This is a genomic window from Marmoricola sp. RAF53 (assembly GCF_052114005.1).
Lineage (GTDB): Bacteria > Actinomycetota > Actinomycetes > Propionibacteriales > Nocardioidaceae > Marmoricola.
Map to the genome: position 1 here is coordinate 1 of NZ_JBFRDX010000029.1, position 22,061 is coordinate 22,061.

Sequence of the window (22,061 nt, forward strand, 5' to 3'; positions counted from 1 at the left end):
GGCCGGCAGGCCCGCGGGCGCGGTCGCCTGGAGCGGCGGGCCGGCGTACGCGACGAGCTCGGTGTCCCCGAGCACCCGGTCGCGCAGCGCCGCGGGCGCGACGAAGACCGGGACCGCGGCGAGCAGCGCCCACGGGGCGACCATCCGCTTGCGCCGGTCGCCGCAGACCTCGCAACCGTCGACGTGCCGGGCGACCCGCTTGCGGACCAGCGGCGAGAACGTGCCGTCCCAGTCCAGCAGGACCCGGTCCAGCTCCACGCAGTCGTCCCGGCCCAGGCGCGCGATCAGCAGCGCTCCGAGCGAGCGGTCCACCTGACCCCGCAGGCGGTTGAGCATCACGTAGGCGTTCGGCGCGGTCACGCCCATCGCCTCGCCGAGCTCGGCGCCCTCGAGGCCCTGGCGCAGGTGCAGGTCGAGGAGCGCCCGGTCGCGGTCCGCCAGGCCGGCCGCGGCGTCCCAGACGAGCTCGCGCAGCGCGGCGGTCTCGGCCTCCTGGTCGGGGGTCTTCGCGTCGTCAGCCATGGCGATCAGCTGCTCGTCGTCGCCGTAGGAGACCCGGCTTCGCGCCTTGAGCCGGCGCAGGCACTCGCTGCGCACGATCGCGTACAGCCAGGGCCGGAGCCGGTCGGGGTCGCGGAGCTGGGACAGCCGCTCGGCGAACGTCACGAACGAGTCGGCGACGGCGTCGGAGGCGTCCTCCCGGTGCCGCAGCATCGAGTAGGCGAAGTCGAAGAGCCGCGGGCCGTAGCGGTCGTACACGACGGCGRAGGCCTCCCGGTCGGCCTGCAGCACGCGCGCGACGAGCTCGGCGTCCGTACCCCCCGTGATCGCATCGGTCACGAGGGGATCGTAGGGCGTGTCGAGGCATCGACGGCTCCTTTCCGGGGTGGGGCGCACACCGGTAGGACCCGCGAGCCCGGCGGACCTTGCAACTTTTCGACCGGTAGCCTGCTGCCACCATGCTCGAGAGATTCCGTCAGTTCTGGACCAACGTCTGGGCGCCGCTGGGCAACCTGTTCCTCAAGTGGGGGATCAGCCCCAACACCGTGACGTTCGTGGGCACCCTCGGCGTCGTCGCGGGCGCGCTGATCTTCTTCCCGCAGGGCAAGCTGCTGGCCGGCGTCCTGGTGATCACCGCCTTCGTGTTCAGCGACATGATCGACGGCTACATGGCCCGCACCTCCGGGCAGGTCTCCGTCTTCGGCGCGTTCTGGGACTCCACGCTCGACCGGATCGGCGACGCGGCGATCTTCGGTGGCCTGGCGATGTACTACGTCGGGCCCGGGGACGACGACTGGTTCGCCGCGCTGGCGATCTACTGCCTGTCGATGGGCTCGGTGACCTCCTACGCCCGGGCCCGCGCGGAGTCGCTGGGGATGCAGGCCAAGGTGGGCATCGCCGAGCGGTCGGACCGGCTGGTCTCGATCCTGGTCATCACCGGGCTGGCCGACATCGCCAACATGGCCGGCGTCGGGGAGAACGCGCTGTACGCGATCCCGGTGACCCTCGGGCTGCTGGCGGTGGCCAGCACGATCACCGTGGTCCAGCGGGTCGCCGTCGTGCACCAGCAGTCCGTCGCGATCGACGCCGCGCGCACCGAATCCGAGGCCTGAGAGCCACGTCCACCGGCCAACCCCCCGGGGTGATCGGCTGGCGGCCCGGCACTAAACTCGACCCATGGCTTCGGACAACCTCACCCCTGACCACGCCCCCCTGAACGAGTCTGGCCCCGGCACCGGCACCTCGCGTGTGAAGCGCGGCATGGCCGAGATGCTGAAGGGCGGCGTGATCATGGACGTCGTCAACGCCGAGCAGGCCAAGATCGCCGAGGACGCCGGCGCGGTCGCCGTGATGGCGCTGGAGCGGGTCCCGGCCGACATCCGCGCCCAGGGCGGCGTCTCCCGGATGAGCGACCCGGACATGATCGACGGCATCATCGAGGCCGTCTCGATCCCGGTGATGGCCAAGGCCCGGATCGGGCACTTCGCCGAGGCGCAGGTCCTGCAGTCCCTCGGCGTGGACTACATCGACGAGTCCGAGGTGCTGACCCCGGCCGACTACGCCAACCACATCGACAAGTGGGCCTTCACGGTTCCCTTCGTCTGCGGTGCGACCAACCTGGGTGAGGCGCTGCGCCGGATCACCGAGGGCGCGGCGATGATCCGCTCCAAGGGCGAGGCCGGCACCGGGGACGTGTCCAACGCGGTCACCCACATGCGCACCATCCGCAAGGAGATCCGCCGGCTGGGCGCGCTGAGCGAGGACGAGCTGTACGTCGCCGCGAAGGAGCTGCAGGCGCCCTACGACCTGGTCGTCGAGGTGGCGCGGGCCGGCAAGCTCCCGGTGGTGCTCTTCACCGCCGGCGGCATCGCGACCCCGGCCGACGCGGCGATGATGATGCAGCTCGGCGCCGAGGGCGTCTTCGTCGGCTCGGGCATCTTCAAGTCCGGCAACCCCGAGCAGCGCGCCGCGGCGATCGTCAAGGCGACCACCTTCCACGACGACCCCGACGTCGTCGCCAAGGTCTCCCGCGGCCTGGGCGAGGCGATGGTCGGCATCAACGTGGAGGACATCCCGCAGCCGCACCGGCTCGCCGAACGCGGCTGGTGATGGCGCGGCGCTCGCGCCGCACCGAAGAGACGCGGTCCTGGGTCCGGGCGCTGGTGCGCTCGGGCCTCGACTCGCCGGTCGAGCTGACCGAGCGGGTCACCGAGGCGCTGCGCGCCGACCACCGGGACGTCGACGCGGACACCTGGGCGTCGCGGTGGATCGCCGAAGAGGTCTCCGCCTGGCGCGCCGACGCCGCAGACTGGCCCCCCACGACCGACCACGACCGGCTCCAACGGGCGTTCGCCGACCTGGAGCGCCGGGGCTTCGTGGTGCTCCAGGGCTGTCCGGACCACTGGGCGGCGCGCGACGTAGCCCGGTCGCGCGCGCCCGTCGGCGTCGCCTGGTTCACCGAGACCGACATCTGGCACGCCGTCGACGAGGGCATGCTCGAGGTCAACCTGTGGCACGCCTCGACGGCGAACGCCGCACCGGGGGACCGCCTCCTCGAGGACGCCCTGGGAGCCTTCGCGGCCGCGGGGCTGGCCGCGCACTTCGACGAGGGCCGGATCGAGGTGGCGGCGTACTGGCAGCGCCGGCCGAGCGCCTGACCCCGGGCTGACCCCGGGGGTGACCTGGACCACACCGCCCGCGTGAATCCCGGTACCTGTGACACGAAGTCACGTGTAGTGCTTTACATGTGACACCGCGTCTCACTAATCTCGCTGACGTCCGACAACGACGTCACGAGGAGTACCGATGACCGCGCTGCAGAGCTACGAGGAGAAGCTGCTGACCCTCTCGGAGGGCTCGGTCCACCAGCACTTCGACGCGTTCACCGACATCGACTGGGACAACCCCGACTTCGCGATCCGCGACGACGACCCGCGCTGGGTGCTGCCCGCCGTCGACGCTCTCGGCCGCCACCCCTGGTACCGGGCCCAGCCGCTGGAGCAGCAGATCAAGATCGGGATCTGGCGCCAGGCGAACATCACCAAGGTCGGCCTGCAGTTCGAGAACATCCTGATCCAAGGCCTGATGCAGTACGTCCTCGCGCTCCCGAACGGCTCCCCGGAGTTCCGCTACTGCACCCACGAGGCCACCGAGGAGACCCACCACACCCAGATGTTCCAGGAGTTCACCAACCGCAGCGGGCAGGACGTGCCCGGCGGTCCTTGGCACTTCCGGGCGCTGGCCCCGTTCCTCCCCCTGGCCGCCCGCGCGCTCCCGAACGTCTTCTTCATCGGCGTCCTCGCCGGCGAGGAGCCGATCGACCACATCCAGAAGTCGATCCTGCGCGGCTCCGACCAGCTGCACCCGCTGCTCCAGCGGATCATGCAGATCCACGTCGCCGAGGAAGCCCGGCACATCTCGTTCGCGCACGAGTACCTGCGCCAGCGGGTGCCGCACACCGGCCGGCTCCACAAGCTCGCGCTCTCCGTCGCCTACCCGCTCATCATGCGGCTGCTCGGCGACGCGATCATGGTCCCCGGCAAGGAGATGACCCGCGACGTCGGTGTCCCGAAGCAGGTCCTGAAGGAGGTCTTCTGGGACAGCGCCGAGGGTGCCGCGATGCGGCGCGAGGTGTACGCCGACGTGCGGATGCTCGCCGACGAGCTCGGCCTGATGAACTCCGTCTCCCGCCGCGTCTGGCGGGCCCTCGGCATCGACGGCCGGTCCTCGCGGTACCGCAGCGAGCCGGCGGCCGCCTGACCCGCGCGGTCGGTCGAGGAGAGGACGCACCGTGCCCTACGTCGTCACCCAGTCCTGCTGCAGCGACGCCTCCTGCGTCGTGGCCTGCCCGGTCAACTGCATCCACCCGGCTCCGGGCGAGCCCGGGTTCGCCGAGGCCGAGATGGTCTACGTCGACCCGCGCGCCTGCGTGGACTGCGGCGCCTGCGCGACCGCCTGCCCGGTCGACGCCCTCAAGCCGCACTCCGTCCTGACCGCCGCCGAGCTGCCGTTCATCGAGCTCAACCGCCTCTACTACGCCGAGAACCCGCACGAGGACCGGACGCCGCTGGCGAAGGTCCCGGCCAGGCGGGCGCTGCCCACCGACGAGATCCGGGTCGCCGTCGTCGGCTCCGGGCCGGCCGGTCTGTACGCCGCCGACGAGCTGCTCAAGCACCCCGGCGTGACCGTCGACGTGTTCGACCGCCTGCCCACGCCGTACGGGCTCGCGCGTGCCGGCGTCGCGCCGGACCACCAGCACACGAAGCAGGTGAGCCGGCTGTTCGCGGCGATCGAGGGGCAGCCGGGCTTCCGCTACCGCCTCGGCGTCGAGGTCGGCACCGACCTGAGCGACGGCGAGCTCGCCGAGCGCTACCACGGCGTCCTCTACGCCGTCGGGGCGTCGGCCGACAAGCCGCTCGGCATCCCCGGCGAGGATCTCGTCGGGAGCATGGCCGCCACCGAGCTGGTCGGCTGGTACAACGGCCACCCGGACCACCAGGACGCGCCTGTCGACCTCGGCGGCGACCGTGTCGTCGTCGTCGGCAACGGCAACGTCGCCCTCGACGTGGCCCGGGTGCTCACCGCGGACCCCGACGCGCTGGCCACGACCGACATCGCCGACCTGCCGCTCGCCACGCTGCGGGGGAGCCGGGTCCGCGAGGTCGTCGTGCTGGGGCGCCGCGGTCCGGCCGAGGCCGCCTTCACGCTTCCCGAGCTGGTGGGGCTGGCCGGTCTCACCGACGTGGACGTGGTCGTGGAGACCGGCGGAGCCGAGCTGGACCTGCAGACCCAGAAGGGCCGCCTGCTCGCCGAGATCGCCGCCCGCCCGCAGCGGCCCGACCGCCGCCGGATCGTGCTCCGCTTCTGCACCGCACCGGTGCGGGTCCTGGGCGGCCCCGACGACGCCGTCACCGGGCTGGAGGTCGAGCGCACCCGCCTGGAGGCGGTCGACGGCCGGGTCGTCGCCACCCCGACCGGGGAGACCGAGGTCCTGACCGCCGGCATGGTGCTGCGCGCCGTCGGCTACCGGGGCCGTCCGGTGCCGGGCCTGCCGTTCGACGACGCCTCCGGCACGGTCCCGAACGACCGCGGCCGGGTCGAGCCCGGCCTGTACGTCGCCGGCTGGATCAAGCGCGGACCGAGCGGGTTCATCGGGACCAACAAGGGCTGCGCCGAGGAGTCGGTCGCCGCCTTCCTCGACGATCTCGCGGCCGGCCTGATCGCCGCGCCCGAGGGCGACCGCGCCGAGACCGACGCCTGGCTCGCCGAGCGCGTGCCCGGTCACGTCGACCGCGCCGGCTGGCAGCGCCTGGACGCGGAGGAGCGCCGCCGGGGCGCCGCCGCCGGCCGGCCGCGGGTGAAGGTGCTCGACGTGGCCGAGATGGTCCGGATCGCCACCGCTGCGCCGGCTCCGGTCCGGCGCAGCGCGTGGAGCCGCCGGAACCGGCGCTGAGCCCCTAATGTGCACCGTGTGACCCCGAAGCCCGCCCCCACGTCTGCCGGCGCGCCCGACGGCCGGGACGAGCGCTGGGCGGCGCACCGCGAGGAGCGGCGCGGCCAGATCCTCGACGCGGCGATCGCGGTGATCGAGGCGACGCCGGAGGGGGAGGAGATCCACGTCCGGCAGATCGCCCAGGAGGCCGGGCTGGGTCGCGCGGTGCTCTACCGGCACTTCGCCGACCGGGCCGACCTCGACCGTGCCGTGCAGCGCCGGATCCTGCAGATGCTGATGGACACGCTGGTCCCCGAGTTCGAGCTCAGCGGGTCGATCGAGCAGATCATCGAGCGGATCGTCACGGCGTACGTCGCCTGGGCCGACGCCCACCCCGCGCTGCACCGGATCGGCGCCGCCGAGTCGCAGGACGCCGAGCGGCTCGGCGAGGTCCTCCAGACGACCCAGCAGATCGGCGCGCTGATCACGATGCTGGTCACCTCCGGCGCGTCCCTGCTCGAGGTCGAGCTCACCGCGGAGGACCAGCAGATCCTGGACCCGCTGGTGTTCGGCATCGTCGGCCAGGCCGTCGGCACCGTGCGGTTCTGGCTGGCCCGCGACGAGCGGGTGCCGTCGCCCGCGGTGCTGGCCCAGCACCTGACCCGCTCGGTCTGGTTCCAGATCGACGGGCACGCCCGTGACCGCGGCGTCGTCCTGGACCCGAAGACCTCCCTGGACGACCTGATCCTGGGCTCCCTGCGCGCCGACTGACCACCTCCGGCGATTCGGTCTGAGCAATTTGCTCAGCAATCCGCGCACGCGGCCGATCAGGTGGGGTGACGGAGCCTCTGGGGAGAGGCTCCCAAGGGGGCACGACCATGGACGAGACGACGACTCCTGCCACGGCGGAGCGGAAACGGCGCCGGACAGCCGCGCTCTGGGGAGCCTGCGCGGCCGCGGCGGCGCTGCTGCTGCTGGCGGTCAACGGGACGCTGGCCTCGTGGACCTCGGCGCTGATCACCAACGACGACGACACCGCCGGGGTCGCCGCCGGCTACCTCGCGCTGGTCGAGACGGACGGCACCAGCACGTGCGACACCTCGACGCAGCCGAGCAACACCGTCGCGCACTGCTCGACGATCAACAAGTACGGCGGCAACCTCACCATGTCGCCCGGCGACTCCGAGGTCGTCGACGTCACCTTCACCAACCCCGGGACCGCGGCCGGCAACGTCTTCGGCTACGCGCCGGGCACCTGCACGCCGACCAACGGCACCGGCGGGATCGACCTCTGCGCCGACGGCGACCTCACCGTGGCGGTGAGCTGCTCGACCGGGGCGACGTACAACGCCGGTGCGCTGGTCGCCGCGCTCGGCCAGGYCGCGGTCGCACCCGGCTCGCTCGCGACCCGGTCCTGGACCGCCGCACCGGCACTCGCGGCGTCGTCGGCCTCCGCGGTCACCTGCCGGTTCACCACCGCCCTGGCGGCGGCGGCACCCGCGGCCGACGCGGGCTCGCAGGTGTCCCAGCCGGTCACCTGGACCCTGGACGCGAGCTGAGCGGGCCATGTCCGGGAACCACGCCGACCGCGGGCGCCGCAGCAGCCGACCCAGCCGACCCAGCCGCCGCGACCGACGAAGCCGGCGGACGCCACGCCCGCGGGCCCTGGCCCTGGGCGCGAGCGCGCTGACCGCGCTGATCCTCGTGCTGGGCGTCAACGGGACGCTCGCCTCCTGGACCAGCGCCGTGATCGCCAACGACACCAACACCGTGGCGACCGCCTCGGCGGTGATCCTGCGCGAGGTCGGACCGGGGCCGCAGACCTGCCTGTCCAGCAGCGGCGTCGGCAACTCCTCGACCTGCAGCACGATCAACAAGTACGGCGGCACCAGCAGCCCGCTGGCGCCGGGCGGCAGCCAGACCACCGATGTCACCTTCACCAACGTCGGGTCCGCCTCGGCCGCCACCTTCGTGCTCACCCCGGGGGCCTGCACCCAGACGCCGACAGCCGGGTCCGGCACGCCACCGGCCGCGAACGTCTGCACCAGCGGCGACCTCACCGTGGCCGTCTCCTGCTCGAACGGGGCCACCTACGCGGCCGGGTCGGCCTGGGCGGACCTGGTCAGCGCCGCCACCGCGCCCGGGAGCCTCGGCACCCTGACCCGGACCGCCACGCTCGCCGCCGGTGCGTCCTGGACCTGCCGGTTCACCGTCGCGCTGTCGGCGTCCGCGTCGGTGCTGGCGCAGGGCATCACCGCCAGCCAGCCGCTGACCTGGACCCTGAACGTCTGAGCCGATGTCCCCAGGACGGGTGGCCCTCCTCACCGCCCTCGCCGGGCTCGCGCTGGCGTGGGCGGGTACCGGCACGTCGCTGAGCGGCTGGACCACCGCGTCGGTGACGAACTCGACCAACCAGGCCGCGAACGCGAGCCTGGCCTTCACCCACAGCTACCCGTCCGGGTCCTGCGCCAGCACGCCGCGGTCCTCGGGCACGCTCGCCTGCGCCGGCACCCCGGCACCCGGCGGTGCCGTCACGGCCGGCGGCGTCACCGCGGTCGACACGATCACGAACACCGGCACCCTGACCGCCGCACAGCTGGTCTCGGACTTCCGCGCGACCGGGTGCGGTCCCGTCCGGCTCACCGACACCCAGAACGCCGCGGCCGCGATGCTCCCGCGCTACGCGGTCTCCTTCCAGCAGAACGACCCGTGGGGGACCACCTCGGCGGTCACGCTCGGCACCGGCGGCTACGCCTCCAGCGTGTGGGGGACCAACACGGGCACCCTGCTCGGCGGCAGCTACAGCCTCGGCGTCTGGTTCAAGGTCGCGAACGGCTACTCCGGCGGCGGCCCGCTGATGTCGCTCGCGGTCAGCCCAGTCGACTCCGCCTCGACGGCGAGCAGCCCGATGATCTGGATGGACACCGCCGGCAAGATCCGGTTCCGCGTCACCGGCACGCTGGGCACCTCCGCCAGCGGCGTCTCCGCGGCGGCGTACAACGACGGGTCCTGGCACTTCGCGGTGCTCTCGATCGCGGCCGTCATCGTCTCCACCCCGACCCTGTACGTCGACGGCGCGAGCGGCGTCACCGGCCTCGGTCTCGCCGCGCTCAGTGGCGGCAGCGCCTACTGGCACCTCGGCTGGGCCGACTTCTCCGGCGTCGCCGGGGCGCCGGCGACGACCTTCCCGGGCTCGCTGTCGGGCGCCTTCGTCGCGGCGGGCTCGGTCAGCTCCGGCACGCGCTCGGCGCTCTACGGCGCCGCGTCCGCGGCTGCGTACTCGACGGCCGTGCAGGGGCTCGGCGGGATCGCCCACCTCTGGACGCTCGACGACCCCGGCACCACCACGTACGCCGGCAACCTCCCGGTCATCGGGGCGACCTCGCCGTGCACCATGGTCCAGATCGCCTGGACGACGACCTCCCCGGCCGGCACCGTCGCCGCGGCGGGCACCACCCTGGCCGCCTTCGCCGACGGCACCTGGCACACCGTCGGCGCTCCCGACCCGAGCGGCAGCCAGACCTCGACGATCCAGCTCACCCGAGCCGGGAGCTGGAACTCCTACGTCGCCGGCCTGCGGCTCTGGCTGCCGCTCGAGCACCGGGTGCAGGCGGCGCCGGGCGGCGGCAGCTGGGCGCGGACCCTGCGCTGGGCCGGTGCGGACGCGGCGGTGATCTCGTGACCGGGCGCGTGGGTCGGGTGGTCGCCTGGGCCGGCGTCGCGGTCCTGCTCGCCGCCGTCGCCGCGCTCGGCGCCTGGTGGCTGCAGGGCGGCCGCTGGGTCCGGGTGGAGACCGCGTCGATGGGTACCCGCGCGCCGGTGGGCTCGCTGCTCTGGGTCGCGCCGACGCCGTTCTCCGAGCTGGAGCGCGGTGACCTGATCACCTTCACGCCGCCGGGGCACACGACGACGTACAGCCACCTCGTCGACCGGATCGAACCGGACGGCACCCTCGCCACCCGCGGCCGGATCACCTCGCCGGACCCGTGGCGGCTGCGGGCCGCGGACGTGCACGGCCGGGTGGTGATGACCTGGAAGGGCGTCGGCTGGATCCTGCTGGCCGCGCCGGTGCTGCTCCTCGGCGCCCTGCTCGTCGCCGCCGTGGCGAGCAGGTTCCGGGACCGGTCCGTACGGCTGCCCGTGACCCTCGTCGGGGCCGCGCTGGTGGTGTCGGCGGCCCTGGTGGTCTACCGCCCGCTGGTCCGGGCCGACCAGCTCGCGTTCGTGCCCGTCGACGGCGGCGCGCGGGCGACGTACGTGTCGACCGGGCTGCTCCCGCTCCGGGTGAGCACGGGCAGCGGCGACGCGGTGGTGCTCCGCGACGGCGAGGTCGGCTCGGTGGTGGCGCGGGCCCCGGAGCGCACCGCGCCGCAGCCCGGGGAGCGGTCGCGCTTCCAGGTCTCCCTCGAGCCGAGCGTGCCGTTCTCGTGGTGGGCCGGCCTCGTCGGCGCCTGCTTCCTGCCGGCACTCCTCCCGGCCCTGCGACGTCGGCCGACCGCGGTCCGCCGGGCGGCCCACCGGGCCGCAGCCGCGGCCTGAAACGGCGGTCCTTTACCGCATGCCCGGTGCGGTTCGCAGGCATTCGCGGGTAGTCGCGCGGTATGTCCGAATCCGGTTTCTCCCGGTCTGGACAAGGGTGCCGACGTTCGGCTGAGAGGCCCTACCCAGAAGGGCTATTACGTGCGCTTCGGGCGTAACGACGCGAACAGGACGTCGTTCTCTGGGGTGGTCAACCCATCGACTCTCCTGGAGGAGACACCATGAAGAAGTCCACCAAGGGCGCACTCGCGGCAGCCGCCGCCGGCACCCTCCTTCTCGGCGGGGCGGGCTCGCTCGCGTACTGGACCGAGACCCGCACCGTGGCCGGCTCGGACCTGAACGCCGGTCACCTCAACCTGTCGAGCCAGACCTGCGACGGCGTCTGGACCCTGGACTCCGGCGAGAGCGCGCCGGCCACCTACACCGAGGGCGACCCGCTGGTGCCCGGCGACGTGCTGTCCCGCACCTGCACCTACACGATCGCCGCGTCGGGCAACCACCTGCGCGCCACCGTCGGCGCGACCGACTCCTCGGTCACCGGCGGCCTCGCCGGCACCTTCACCGTCGGCACCACCGACGTGACCGTCGGCGGCAACCCCGTCACCGAGATCACCGAGGCCAACGACGGCGACACCCTGTCGGTCACCGTCACGGCGACCTTCAACAGCGGCGTGACCGACCACGAGGACGCCTCCGGCAGCCTCAGCGACGTCACGGTGACCCTGTCCCAGGTCCACGCCTGATCCGGATCCAGGAGAGAGTCGACGTGATGGGCCTGCGCACCGCGCGCACCGTGGCCGGCAGGGCGATCGCCCTGCTGGCCACGGGGCTCGTCCTCGTCGTCCTCACCCTCGGGGTCGTGGTCCCGCGCCTCGCCGGGGCCGACTCCTACACGATCCTCACCGGTTCGATGCGCCCGACGATGCCGCCGGGAACCCTGGTCGTCGTCCGGCACACCCCGCCGGAGCAGGTGCGCGTCGGAGACGTGCTCACCTACCAGCTCCGCTCGGGCGACCCGACCGTGGCCACCCACCGCGTGGTCGGGATCGGCCGCACCGTGGCGGGCGACCTGCGGTTCACGCTGCAGGGCGACGCCAACCACAGCCCGGACCCGGTGACCGTGCGGCCGGAGCAGATCCGCGGCACCCGCTGGTACGCCGTGCCCTACCTCGCGTACCCGTCGCTGCTCGTGGACGGGAACGTTCGTCAGATCGTCGTGATGGGAGCAGTGCTGGTGTTGCTCGGGTACGCCGCCATGTCCTTCGCCGGGGCGGCACGCGACCGCGTCCGCGGCAAGGACGCAGAGGTGTCCGGTCCGGTCGGGGAACCCTCCGAGCTCGTGGGAGCGGCACGATGACGCGCCGTACCTGGATCGGGTCGCTGGTTCTCGCCGTCCTCACGCTCGTCGTGGGGGCCGGCCCGGCGACCGCCGCCGACCACCTCCAGCTCAGCCCGGACGGCAGCACCTGGGGCTCCGCGCTTCCCGGACCGCTCTTCGACCCCGCCTTCCACTGGGTCCCCGGCGACACCGAGGCGGCGTCGTTCTACGTCCGCAACTCCGGGACCGAGACCGGCTCCCTCGACGTCAGGATGCGCACCGGTGCGGTCACCGACCTGCTCGACAGCGGCGACCTGGCCGTCGCCGCCCAGCTCGACGGCGGCCCCTTCGTCGCCGTCACCCCGGGAACGCAGCCGCTGGTCACCCAGCTCACGGTTCCCGCCGGCGGGGTGCACAAGGTGACGGTCCGGGTCGCGTTCGACCCGACGTCGACCGACGAGACCGAGGACCTGCGCCTGAGCGGCCTCGCCTTCGACGTCACCCTCAGCCAGGACTCGACCGTGCTGGCGCCGTCTCCGGAGGACACCGGCACCGGTGGCACCGAGACGGCCGGCCCGCACGCCGCCGCCGGCGACCTGCCCGGCACCGGCACCGTCGTCACCCCGCTCATGCTCGCCCTCGCCGCGGCGCTCTGCGCCGGTGGCGTCGCGCTCGTCGGCCTGGCCCGGCGGCGCAAGGATTCCCCCGACGAAAGGCCCTCCCATGTCCCTGCGTGACCTCACCAGCCCGCTGCGCAGCACCCGGTCCCGGGCCCTGCTGAGCCTCGGCGTCGTCGCCGGCCTCGCCGCCACGGGGACCTTCGCGCTCTGGAACGACAGCGTCACCGTCTCCGGCACCTCGATCAGCACCGGCAGCATCGACCTGGTGGTGAACGACGACACCGACGACGCCGTGGCCTTCACGCAGATCAACGTCTCCGGCCTGCTTCCGGGCGGGACCACGGCGGGCGTGCTCAAGGTGTCCAACACCGGGGCTTCGCCGCTGACCTACTACGCGACCGCCGCCGTCGGCGGGACGGTCTTCCCGAGCAGCGTGCTCACCGTGAAGATCACCGCCGCCACCGCGACCTCGCCGGTCGCGGGCGGCTCCGGCGCGACCTGCGCCGGCAGCGCGATCGCCGGGCTGCCGACCGGGTTCGCCACCGGCAACTTCATCGGCTCCTCCTCGGCGCAGCGGCCGCTCGCGTCCGGCGCCACCGAGTACTTCTGCGTGCAGGCCACGCTGGACCCGAACGCCGACCAGACGACGTACTCCAGCAAGACGACCACGGTCGGCCTCACCTTCACCGCGAGCCAGTGACGCCGATGACCGACACGACCGCACGTCGCTGGACCACCCGGGCCGGACAGCTGCTGCTGACCGGCACCGCGGTCGTCGGCGCGTGCTGCCTGGTGCTGGTGCTGCTGGCGCTGGTGACGGGGGCCCGGCCACTGGTGTTCCGCTCCGGCTCGATGGAGCCGGCGGTCTCGACCGGCGCTCTCGGCTTCGCCCGCAAGGCCGACGCGGCCGACCTCCGCGTCGGCGACGTCGTCACCGTCGTGAACGCCCAGGGCAAGACGATCACCCACCGGATCGTGGCGATCGGCCCGGGGGAGCAGGGCGCCTCGCTGCGGCTCCAGGGCGACGACAACCCGACACCCGACGACGAGGTCTACCACGTGACGTCGGCGCCGCGGCTCTGGTTCGCGGTGCCCGGCGCAGGCTACGTCGTGGCCTGGTTCTCCGGCGGGATCGGCGGCTACCTCCTCGGCGGCTACGTCGTCCTGATGCTGATGATCGCCTTCCGTCGGCGGCCGTCCGGCGACGACGGGACCGCGGGTCCGGTCGTCGGGACCGCACCCGCGCCGGTCGCGTCCGAGGCGGAGCAGAACCGGCCGCGCGGGCGCCACCGCTACGGTCTCGTCGGCGCCTCCGTGGTGGCCGTGCTCGTGGTCGCGGTCGTCGCCGGCTGGTCCCGGACGACCTGGGCGGCCTGGAACGACTCGGTCGCCGTGACGGGGGCGAGCATCAGCACGGGGACGTGGTCCTCGGTCGCGACCCCCACGATCACCGGCTGCACGAACCCAGGCGGGAACGCCCTCAACCTCACCTGGACCTGGGGGCCCGGCAACCCGACCACCGGGTTCGAGATCCGGACGAACAAGGCCGGCGGGACCTCGCGCGCCTTCGGTCCGACGATCCGCAACAACTCGTCCAACAGCGGCGGGTACAACGGCTACGACGCCGAGATCTGGGTCGTGGCGATCAGCGGGTCCAACGTCTCGGCCGCGTCCGCGCACTACTTCGTCACCGGCAGCGGGGGCGGCAAGACCTGCACCCTGGTGCCCTGACCGGCCGACGGCGGACTCCCGCCGCCGGATAGGGTTTTCGGCGTGAGAACCTCCGCACCGACCATCGGCGTCCTCGCCCTCCAGGGCGACGTCCGCGAGCACCTGCACGCGCTCGCGGGACTGGGCGTCGACGCGATCGGCGTACGCCGTCCCGCCGAGCTCGACCGCTGCGACGGCCTGGTCATCCCCGGCGGGGAATCGACCACGATGTTCAAGCTGGCCCGTACCTTCGAGCTGTTCGAGCCGCTGCAGAAGCGCCTCCAGGACGGCATGCCGGCGTTCGGCACCTGCGCCGGGATGATCATGCTCGCCGACCGGATCACCGGAGGCACCGCCGACCAGGAGACGCTCGGCGGCCTCGACATCACCGTCCGCCGCAACGCCTTCGGCCGGCAGGTCGACTCCTTCGAGGGCGACCTCGCGTTCGCCGGCCTCCCGGACCCGGTCCACGCCGTCTTCATCCGGGCACCGTGGGTCGAGCAGGTCGGCGCCGGCGTCGAGGTGCTCGCCCGTGTCGAGGCCGGCGAGGCCGCGGGTAGGATCGTCGCGGTCCGCCAGGGTCCGCTGATGGCGACGTCCTTCCACCCCGAGGTCGGGAGCGACGTACGCATCCACCGGCTCTTCGTGGACCTCGTTCTGCAGACGCAGTGAGCACTGCGCTAACCGGGAAGGTGGGCTGATGTCCGGCCACTCCAAGTGGGCAACCACGAAGCACAAGAAGGCTGCCCTCGACGCCAAGCGCAGCAAGATGAACACCAAGCTCATCAAGAACATCGAGGTCGCGGCCCGCATGGGCGGCGGAGACCCGGCCGGCAACCCGACCCTGTTCGACGCCATCCAGAAGGCGAAGAAGTCCTCGGTCACCAAGGACAACATCGACCGCGCGGTGAAGCGGGGTTCCGGCGCCGAGGCCGGCGGCGCGGACTACATCACGATCATGTACGAGGGCTACGGCCCGAACGGCGTCGCGATCCTGATCGAGTGCCTGACCGACAACAAGAACCGGGCCGCAATGGAGGTGCGCACCGCGACCTCCCGCAACGGCGGCTCGCTGGCCGACCCGGGCTCGGTGGCGTACCTCTTCAACCGCAAGGGCGTCGTCGTGCTGCCGAAGGCGCAGGACGGCAAGGACGTGAGCGAGGACGACGTCCTCGAGGCCACCCTGGACGCGGGCGCCGAGGAGGTCAACGACCTCGGTGAGGCGTTCGAGGTCGTCAGCGAGGCGACCGACCTGGTGGCGGTCCGCAGCGCGCTCCAGGCGGCCGGCCTGGACTACGACTCGGCCGACGCCTCCTTCGTCCCGTCGATGCAGGTCGAGCTGGACGCCGAGGGCGCCGCGAAGGTCTTCCGGCTGATCGAGGCGCTCGAGGACCTGGACGACGTCCAGAACGTGTTCGCGAACTTCGACGTCTCCGACGAGGTCATGGAGTCGCTCGACGCCTGAGCGCCCTCCTCCCGGCGCGTCGGCGTCGTCCGGCGCGCCGCCACGGGATAGCGTTGTCCGAACATACGTTCGTTTCCGACGACTCCCAGGAGAGTGATCACCCGTGCGCGTGCTCGGCATCGACCCCGGACTGACCCGCTGCGGTGTCGGCGTGGTCGAGGGGACGGTCGGCCGTCCGCTCAGCCTGGTCGACGTCGGGGTGGTGCGCACCGGGGCCGAGGTCCCGATCGAGGAACGGCTGCTGCTGGTGGCGCGTGGGCTGGACGAGTGGATCGACCGGGTCCGCCCGGACGCGGTCGCCGTCGAGCGGGTCTTCTCCCAGGCGAACGTGAGCACCGTGATGGGCACCGCGCAGGTCAGCGGCCTCGCCCTGGTCGCCGCCGCGTCCCGGGGGATCCCCGTCGCCCTGCACACCCCGAGCGAGGTGAAGGCCGCGGTCACCGGCAACGGCCGGGCGGACAAGGCGCAGGTCGGGGCGATGGTCACCCGGCTGCTCCGCCTCGACGCCGTCCCGAAGCCGGCCGACGCCGCCGACTCGCTCGCCCTCGCGATCTGCCACATCTGGCGTGGCACCGCGATCAACCGGATCCAGGCGGCCGTCGCCGCCCAGGCTGGAGGAGCTGCCCGATGATCGCCTTCGTCCGGGGCCGCGTCGCGGCCGTCACGCTCACCTCCGCGGTGGTCGAGGTCGGGGGAGTCGGCCTCGAGCTGCACTGCACCCCGAACACGCTGGCCGACCTGCGGCTGGGCGCGGAGTTCGTGGTGCCGACCAGCATGGTGGTGCGCGAGGACTCGCTCACCCTCTTCGGTTTCGCCGACGACGACGAGAAGCAGATGTTCGAGCTCGTCCAGACGGCCAGCGGCGTCGGACCGAAGCTGGCCCAGGCGATGCTCGCGGTGCTGTCGCCCGAGCGGATCCGGGCCGCGGTGGCGCACGACGACGTGAAGGCGCTGACCACCGTGCCGGGGATCGGCCAGAAGGGCGCGCAGCGGATCATCCTCGAGCTCCGCGACCGGATCGGCGCCCCCGGTTCGGTGGTGAACGGCTCGACCGCCCCCGCGCCGGTGGCGGACTGGCAGGTCCAGGTCCACGGCGGTCTCGTCGGTCTCGGCTGGTCCGGCAAGGAGGCCGACAGGGCCGTGACCGCCGTGGCGCCGGAGGCCGACGCGATGCCCGTTCCCGAGGTCGCGACCCTGCTGCGCCTCGCCCTCCGCACGCTGAGCAAGGCCTGAGCCGGTGGGCCCCGACGCACCGTACGACGGCACCGAGGCGCTCGACGCCGCGGAGATCGCCTACCTGGAGGACCGTTCGACCTCCCTGACCGAGTCCGGCGCCGACGCCGACGAGCGGGCCGTCGAGGCGGCGCTGCGACCGCGCTCCCTGGACGAGGTGATCGGCCAGCACCGGGTCCGCGAGCAGCTGTCGCTGGTGCTCGAGGCGGCCCGCAGCCGCGGGCGCACGCCCGACCACGTGCTGCTCTCCGGACCGCCGGGCCTGGGCAAGACGACGCTCGCGATGATCATCGCCGCGGAGATGTCGGCACCGCTGCGACTGACCAGCGGCCCGGCGATCACCCACGCCGGCGACCTGGCCGCGATCCTGTCCGGCCTCAACGAGGGCGACGTCCTGTTCGTCGACGAGATCCACCGGATGTCGCGGCCGGCCGAGGAGATGCTCTACCTCGCGATGGAGGACTTCCGGGTCGACGTGGTGATCGGCAAGGGCCCGGGGGCGACCGCGATCCCGCTGGAGATCCCGCCGTTCACCCTGGTCGGCGCGACCACCCGGGCCGGCCTGCTGCCGGGTCCGCTGCGCGACCGGTTCGGCTTCACCGCGCACCTGGAGTTCTACGCGCCCGCGGAGCTCGACCAGATCGTGCGTCGTTCGGCCGGGCTGCTCGACGTCGACGCCGACGCCGAGGGCACCGCCGAGATCGCCTCCCGCTCGCGCGGCACCCCGCGGATCGCGAACCGGTTGCTGCGCCGGGTCCGCGACTACGCCCAGGTGCGCGCCGACGGCCATGTCACCCGTGACATCGCGCACCGGGCGCTGGACCTGTTCGAGGTCGACGAGTCCGGCCTCGACCGGCTCGACCGGGCCGTGCTCGACGCGCTCTGCAACCGGTTCGGGGGAGGCCCGGTCGGGGTCAGCACGATCGCGGTCGCGGTCGGGGAGGAGCGCGAGACCGTCGAGGAGGTGGCCGAGCCGTTCCTGGTCCGGATGGGCCTGCTCGCCCGCACCCCACGCGGCCGGATCGCGACGCCCGCGGCGTGGGAGCACCTCGGGCTCAAGGCGCCGCGGCCCGCGCCGGACGCGGACACCCTGTTCGACACGCCCTGACGTCGGCGCGCCCGGGGCGGGACGATGCGTCCGGGCAGGCGTGCGGAGGCGGCGGCCGCCCCGGGAATTGCCGGGACGAGATCGGGGTTCTTGACAGATGTCATGGGATCGGGCCTATACACTTCACCGGCGGTGGCGCTTCGCGCGTTTTTCCACGCGCCTGCTGTTGCCCGACCCGAACCCGACCTGAGAGTTATCGCCATGCCCGCCGCCCTGCAGTACGTGGTGATCGTGATCGCCCTGCTCGGGTTCTGGGCGATCATCATCCGGCCGACCCGGCGCTCGCAGCAGCGGGTCGCTCAGCTCCAGCAGGAGATCGGGGTCGGTGACGAGGTGATCATCTCGGCGGGCATCTTCGGGACCGTGATCGACATGGACGAGGAGACCGTCCACCTCGAGATCGCCCCGCAGACCGTCATCACGGTGGCCCGCCAGGTCGTCGTACGTCGCGCGCCGGAGCCGGCAGCGCCTGAAGAGCCGAGCTCTGAGGACTAGGAGAAGCTGGACCGTGGCCAAGAAGACGTCCCGCCCGGGACGCACCCTCACCATCTTCTTCGTGTGCGTCGGAGCCCTGTTCGGGCTCGCCGCGCTCGGAGGGACCGCGAAGCCCCAGCTGGGTCTCGACCTGTCCGGCGGTACCCGGATCACGCTGCAGGCGACCAACGACAAGGTCGACCAGCAGAAGCTGAAGGAAGCGGCCTCGATCATCGAGAAGCGCGTCAACGGCAGCGGTGTCGTCGAGGCCGAGGTGACCACCCAGGGCAACAAGAACATCGTGGTGGAGTTCCCGGGCAGCAACCGCAAGAACCTCGAGGACGCGGTCAAGCGGACCGCCCAGCTCCGGTTCCGGCTCGTCGCCCACCAGGGCGGCCAGCCGGTGATCGCCTCCGGCGTCCCGGTGACGGCGACCCCGAGCGCGTCCCCGGGCGCGTCCCCGACCGCTAAGGCGACCCCGTCGGCCACGCCGAGCAAGAAGGCCGGGCCGAACGCGACCGCCAGCCCGACGTCGACCCCGAAGCCGCGCCCGGCGCCGGCCTTCGGCCGCGGTGCGGTGACGCCCACCCCCACGCCCACCCCCACGCCCACGCCGACGGCCAGCCCGTCGGCCGCCCCGACCGCGATCCCGTCGCCGACGGTGACCACCACCAGCAAGGGCGCTCCCGTCGACGACCCGCTGAAGTGGTCGGTGAACCCGGGTGACGAGTGGCTGCAGAAGTTCGCCACCTTCACCTGCGACAAGGACGGCATCCCCACCACGCCGATGACCGACGACCCGGCGCAGCCGCTGGTCGCCTGCGACGACGAGGGCCAGAAGTACCTGCTGTCGGCCGCGGTGATCGAGGGCACCGAGCTCAAGAGCGCCGGTGCTGCCCCGCCGCAGCAGAACTCGGCCACCTGGGCGGTCGAGCTCGCCCTCAAGGGCGGCGACCCGACCAAGACCTTCGCCAACGTCAGCCGCGAGCTGCTCGACAACGGCGGCCGGTTCGCGATCGTGCTCGACGGCCAGGTCATCTCGGCGCCGGGCTTCACCGGCGTGATCCCGGACGGCAAGGCCCAGATCACCGGTGACTTCAACGAGAACACCGCGAGCTCGCTGGCGAACTCGCTCAAGTTCGGTGCGCTGCCGATCAAGTTCGACCCCCAGCCCACGGTCGAGGAGGTCGGCGCGACGCTGGCCGGCGACCAGCTCCGTGCGGGCATCCTGGCCGGCCTGATCGGCCTGATCATCGTGATGATCTACTGCCTGATCTACTACCGCGGCCTGGGCATCGTGGTGGTGGCCTCGCTGATCGTCGCCGGTCTGGTCACCTACGGTGCCGTGCTGGTGCTGGCCAAGGCGGCCGGGTTCGCGCTCACGCTGCCCGGTATCGCCGGTCTGATCGTGGCGGTGGGTATCACCGCGGACTCGTTCATCGTCTACTTCGAGCGGATCCGTGACGAGATGCGCACCGGCAAGTCGATGCGGGTGGCCTGCGAGTCCGGCTGGATCCGGGCCCGGAACACCTGCCTGGCGGCGGACAGCGTCTCGCTGCTCGCGGCCGTGGTGCTCTACATCTTCGCCATCGGCGCGGTCCGCGGCTTCGCGTTCGCGCTCGGTGTGAGCACGATCATCGACGTCATCGTGTTCTTCTTCTTCACCAAGCCGGCGGTCACGCTGCTGGCGCGGCGTCCGTACTTCAACAACGGCGGCAAGTGGTCCGGCCTGTCCCAGGAGTCGCTCGGCATCGACGAGCCGACCCCGGTCAGGCAGCCCGTCGCAGGAGGGGTTGCCTGATGGGCAAGCTGAGCAGGCTCGGCAACGATCTCTACGAGGGCAAGGTCTCGGTCGACTTCGTCGGCCGCAAGTGGCTCTGGTACTCGATCTCCGGCGTCCTCCTGGTTCTCTCGGTGACCGGTCTGCTGGTCAAGGGCCTCAACCTCGGTATCGAGTTCGAGGGCGGCACCGAGATCTCGGCGTCGGTGTCGGCGAGCGAGGCCAACCAGGACAACGTCACCAAGGTCGCCGACGCCGTCGTGGCGACCGGTGTCGAGGAAGCGGCCAACCCGCAGGTCAACAAGGGCGCGACCACGATCCGGGTCACCACCGAGACGCTCACGAGCGCTCAGGAGCAGACCGTCACCGCGGCGATGGCCGAGACCCTCGGGATCCCGGACAGCCAGATCGACACGAAGATCTCGGTTCAGAAGGTCGGCGCCAGCTGGGGCAAGGAGGTCGCCAAGCGCGCGATCACCGGCCTCATCGTCTTCCTGATCCTGGTCGTGCTCTTCATCTGGGCGTACTTCCGCGAGTGGAAGATGTCGATCGCGGCGCTGGTCGCGCTGGCGCACGACATCCTCATCACCGTGGGCGTCTACGCGCTCTCCGGATTCGAGGTCACCCCGGCGACGGTCACCGGCATCCTGACCATCCTCGGCTTCTCGCTGTACGACACCGTCGTGGTCTTCGACAAGATCCGTGAGAACACCAAGAACCTCCGGCAGAGCCGGCGCTCGTACGCCGAGCTCGCGAACCTCGCGGTCAACCAGTCGCTCGTGCGCTCGATCAACACCTCGATCGTCGCGCTGCTCCCGGTCGGGGCGCTGCTCTACGTGGGCATCTTCCAGCTCGGCTCCGGTCCGCTGAAGGATCTCGCGCTCGCGCTGTTCGTCGGCATGGCCGTCGGCGCCTACTCGTCGATCTTCATCGCCACGCCGCTGCTCGTGCAGCTCAAGCAGGGCGAGAAGGAGATCAGCGAGCAGGCCGCCCGGGCCAAGGCGCGGCAGCGTCGCGACGCCGACCGCTACGCCAGCGTGCCGTCCTTCAGCGAGGGCATGCCGCTCGCCGACGGACCGGACCTCCCGGAGGAGGGTGCCGAGGGCGAACCCGCCGACAGCGCCCCCCTCCAGGCCCCCTTCCAGGCCCCGGCCTCGCGGCCGTCCGCCACCGGCAGCGGCCGGGTGGTCCCGTCGCCGAAGGCCCCGGTCGAGGACTCCGGGTCGGCGCACCGCCCGCAGCCGAACCGGCAGCCCCGGTCCAAGCGCGGCAAGTGACCCGATGAACCCGCAGGACGGCACGGATCTCGGCGCGCTGATCGACGGGCTCGTCCGCGACGTCCCCGACTTCCCGAAGCCGGGGGTGATGTTCAAGGACATCACGCCGCTGCTCGACGACCACGCCGGCTTCACCGCAGTCGTCCGCGCGCTCGCCGACGCGGGCCGCGACGACAGCGGTGCGGTCGTCGTCGACAAGGTCATCGGCATGGAGGCCCGCGGGTTCATCCTCGCGGCCCCGGTCGCGCTCGCGCTCGGCGTCGGCTTCGTCCCGGTGCGCAAGCCCGGCAAGCTGCCGTCGGCGACGTACTCGGTGAGCTACGCGCTCGAGTACGGCCACGAGACGCTCGAGATGCACACCGACGCCCTCGCCCCCGGAGAGCGGGTGCTCCTGGTCGACGACGTCCTCGCCACCGGGGGGACCGCGCGCGCCACCGCGCAGCTGGTCGAGCGCTGCGGCGCGCAGGTGCACGCGCTCGCCGTACTGATGGAGCTGTCCTTCCTGGACGGCCGTGCGGCCCTCGACGGGCTGCCGCTCCGTGCGCTGCGCGTGCTCTGACCTGACGCGGATGGCCCGCCCCGGCGCGGTGCCGGACCGCGCCCGT

25 protein-coding genes are annotated in these 22,061 nt (G+C 72.5%); 24 read left to right on the forward strand and 1 reads right to left on the reverse strand.

Annotation, left to right across the window (positions count from 1 at the left end; translation table 11 throughout):
• Nucleotides 1-840, reverse strand: an 840-nt coding sequence (locus tag AB4Y76_RS18950) for an RNA polymerase sigma factor (RefSeq protein ID WP_441928141.1), incomplete at its 3' end; no start/stop codon positions are given.
• A gap of 119 nt (nucleotides 841-959) precedes the next feature.
• Between AB4Y76_RS18950 and pgsA the strand changes: the two genes are divergently transcribed.
• The 24 genes from pgsA (at nucleotide 960) to AB4Y76_RS19070 (ending at nucleotide 22,015) form a co-directional block, all read left to right on the forward strand.
• A complete protein-coding gene (pgsA, locus tag AB4Y76_RS18955; protein ID WP_441928143.1) occupies nucleotides 960-1,613 on the forward strand; it encodes a phosphatidylinositol phosphate synthase in 654 nt (217 codons plus the stop codon).
• 64 nt (nucleotides 1,614-1,677) lie between these two features.
• A complete protein-coding gene (gene pdxS, locus AB4Y76_RS18960; protein WP_441928145.1) occupies nucleotides 1,678-2,610 on the forward strand; it encodes a pyridoxal 5'-phosphate synthase lyase subunit PdxS in 933 nt (310 codons plus the stop codon).
• Complete coding sequence (locus AB4Y76_RS18965; RefSeq protein ID WP_441928147.1) at nucleotides 2,610-3,158, forward strand: DUF6891 domain-containing protein; 549 nt, start codon at nucleotides 2,610-2,612, stop codon at nucleotides 3,156-3,158. Before pdxS ends, AB4Y76_RS18965 begins: the two co-directional genes overlap by 1 nt.
• Nucleotides 3,159-3,306: 148 nt before the next feature.
• Nucleotides 3,307-4,260, forward strand: a complete 954-nt coding sequence (locus AB4Y76_RS18970) for an AurF N-oxygenase family protein (RefSeq protein ID WP_441928149.1) — start codon at nucleotides 3,307-3,309, stop codon at nucleotides 4,258-4,260.
• 31 nt (nucleotides 4,261-4,291) lie between these two features.
• On the forward strand, nucleotides 4,292-5,953 hold the full coding sequence (locus AB4Y76_RS18975) for an FAD-dependent oxidoreductase (RefSeq protein WP_441928151.1): 1,662 nt from the start codon (nucleotides 4,292-4,294) through the stop codon (nucleotides 5,951-5,953).
• An 18-nt stretch (nucleotides 5,954-5,971) separates the two neighbouring features.
• Nucleotides 5,972-6,703 (forward strand): TetR/AcrR family transcriptional regulator, encoded by a 732-nt coding sequence (locus AB4Y76_RS18980; protein ID WP_441928153.1) that lies wholly within the window; start codon nucleotides 5,972-5,974, stop codon nucleotides 6,701-6,703.
• Nucleotides 6,704-6,810: 107 nt separating this feature from the next.
• Nucleotides 6,811-7,491 carry a hypothetical protein gene (locus AB4Y76_RS18985; RefSeq protein ID WP_441928155.1) on the forward strand — a complete coding sequence of 227 codons (681 nt, stop codon included), beginning with the start codon at nucleotides 6,811-6,813 and terminating at the stop codon, nucleotides 7,489-7,491.
• Nucleotides 7,492-7,498: 7 nt separating this feature from the next.
• Nucleotides 7,499-8,224 carry a hypothetical protein gene (locus tag AB4Y76_RS18990; RefSeq protein ID WP_441928157.1) on the forward strand — a complete coding sequence of 242 codons (726 nt, stop codon included), beginning with the start codon at nucleotides 7,499-7,501 and terminating at the stop codon, nucleotides 8,222-8,224.
• A 19-nt stretch (nucleotides 8,225-8,243) separates the two neighbouring features.
• Nucleotides 8,244-9,614, forward strand: a complete 1,371-nt coding sequence (locus AB4Y76_RS18995) for a hypothetical protein (protein WP_441928159.1) — start codon at nucleotides 8,244-8,246, stop codon at nucleotides 9,612-9,614.
• Nucleotides 9,611-10,471, forward strand: coding sequence for a hypothetical protein (locus tag AB4Y76_RS19000; RefSeq protein WP_441928161.1), 861 nt, complete (start codon nucleotides 9,611-9,613; stop codon nucleotides 10,469-10,471). The genes AB4Y76_RS18995 and AB4Y76_RS19000 overlap by 4 nt, the downstream gene beginning before the upstream one ends.
• 221 nt (nucleotides 10,472-10,692) lie before the next feature.
• A complete protein-coding gene (locus AB4Y76_RS19005; protein ID WP_441928163.1) occupies nucleotides 10,693-11,214 on the forward strand; it encodes an alternate-type signal peptide domain-containing protein in 522 nt (173 codons plus the stop codon).
• Nucleotides 11,215-11,240: 26 nt separating this feature from the next.
• The gene (locus tag AB4Y76_RS19010) at nucleotides 11,241-11,828 is read left to right on the forward strand and encodes a signal peptidase I (protein WP_441928165.1); all 588 of its coding nucleotides are present in this window, start codon (nucleotides 11,241-11,243) and stop codon (nucleotides 11,826-11,828) included.
• Nucleotides 11,825-12,526, forward strand: a complete 702-nt coding sequence (locus AB4Y76_RS19015; RefSeq protein ID WP_441928166.1) for a hypothetical protein — start codon at nucleotides 11,825-11,827, stop codon at nucleotides 12,524-12,526. The genes AB4Y76_RS19010 and AB4Y76_RS19015 overlap by 4 nt, the downstream gene beginning before the upstream one ends.
• Nucleotides 12,513-13,109: a SipW-dependent-type signal peptide-containing protein gene (locus AB4Y76_RS19020; protein WP_441928168.1), complete on the forward strand. Its 597-nt coding sequence runs from the start codon at nucleotides 12,513-12,515 to the stop codon at nucleotides 13,107-13,109. The genes AB4Y76_RS19015 and AB4Y76_RS19020 overlap by 14 nt, the downstream gene beginning before the upstream one ends.
• A gap of 5 nt (nucleotides 13,110-13,114) precedes the next feature.
• Nucleotides 13,115-14,140 carry a signal peptidase I gene (locus AB4Y76_RS19025; protein ID WP_441928170.1) on the forward strand — a complete coding sequence of 342 codons (1,026 nt, stop codon included), beginning with the start codon at nucleotides 13,115-13,117 and terminating at the stop codon, nucleotides 14,138-14,140.
• A 42-nt stretch (nucleotides 14,141-14,182) separates the two neighbouring features.
• A complete protein-coding gene (gene pdxT, locus AB4Y76_RS19030) occupies nucleotides 14,183-14,791 on the forward strand; it encodes a pyridoxal 5'-phosphate synthase glutaminase subunit PdxT (RefSeq protein WP_441928171.1) in 609 nt (202 codons plus the stop codon).
• Between the two features lie 28 nt (nucleotides 14,792-14,819).
• On the forward strand, nucleotides 14,820-15,584 hold the full coding sequence (locus AB4Y76_RS19035; protein ID WP_441928173.1) for a YebC/PmpR family DNA-binding transcriptional regulator: 765 nt from the start codon (nucleotides 14,820-14,822) through the stop codon (nucleotides 15,582-15,584).
• Between the two features lie 103 nt (nucleotides 15,585-15,687).
• Nucleotides 15,688-16,215: a crossover junction endodeoxyribonuclease RuvC gene (gene ruvC, locus AB4Y76_RS19040; protein WP_441928175.1), complete on the forward strand. Its 528-nt coding sequence runs from the start codon at nucleotides 15,688-15,690 to the stop codon at nucleotides 16,213-16,215.
• Nucleotides 16,212-16,817 carry a Holliday junction branch migration protein RuvA gene (gene ruvA, locus AB4Y76_RS19045; protein ID WP_441928177.1) on the forward strand — a complete coding sequence of 202 codons (606 nt, stop codon included), beginning with the start codon at nucleotides 16,212-16,214 and terminating at the stop codon, nucleotides 16,815-16,817. The genes ruvC and ruvA overlap by 4 nt, the downstream gene beginning before the upstream one ends.
• 55 nt (nucleotides 16,818-16,872) lie before the next feature.
• On the forward strand, nucleotides 16,873-17,925 hold the full coding sequence (ruvB, locus tag AB4Y76_RS19050; RefSeq protein ID WP_441928220.1) for a Holliday junction branch migration DNA helicase RuvB: 1,053 nt from the start codon (nucleotides 16,873-16,875) through the stop codon (nucleotides 17,923-17,925).
• A gap of 201 nt (nucleotides 17,926-18,126) precedes the next feature.
• Nucleotides 18,127-18,420 carry a preprotein translocase subunit YajC gene (gene yajC, locus AB4Y76_RS19055; RefSeq protein WP_441928179.1) on the forward strand — a complete coding sequence of 98 codons (294 nt, stop codon included), beginning with the start codon at nucleotides 18,127-18,129 and terminating at the stop codon, nucleotides 18,418-18,420.
• Between the two features lie 13 nt (nucleotides 18,421-18,433).
• On the forward strand, nucleotides 18,434-20,200 hold the full coding sequence (secD, locus tag AB4Y76_RS19060; protein ID WP_441928181.1) for a protein translocase subunit SecD: 1,767 nt from the start codon (nucleotides 18,434-18,436) through the stop codon (nucleotides 20,198-20,200).
• Entirely contained in the window at nucleotides 20,200-21,456 is a 1,257-nt protein-coding gene (gene secF, locus AB4Y76_RS19065; protein ID WP_441928183.1) for a protein translocase subunit SecF, read from the forward strand. The genes secD and secF overlap by 1 nt, the downstream gene beginning before the upstream one ends.
• Before the next feature lie 4 nt (nucleotides 21,457-21,460).
• Complete coding sequence (locus AB4Y76_RS19070; RefSeq protein WP_441928185.1) at nucleotides 21,461-22,015, forward strand: adenine phosphoribosyltransferase; 555 nt, start codon at nucleotides 21,461-21,463, stop codon at nucleotides 22,013-22,015.
• Nucleotides 22,016-22,061 lie beyond the last annotated feature (46 nt).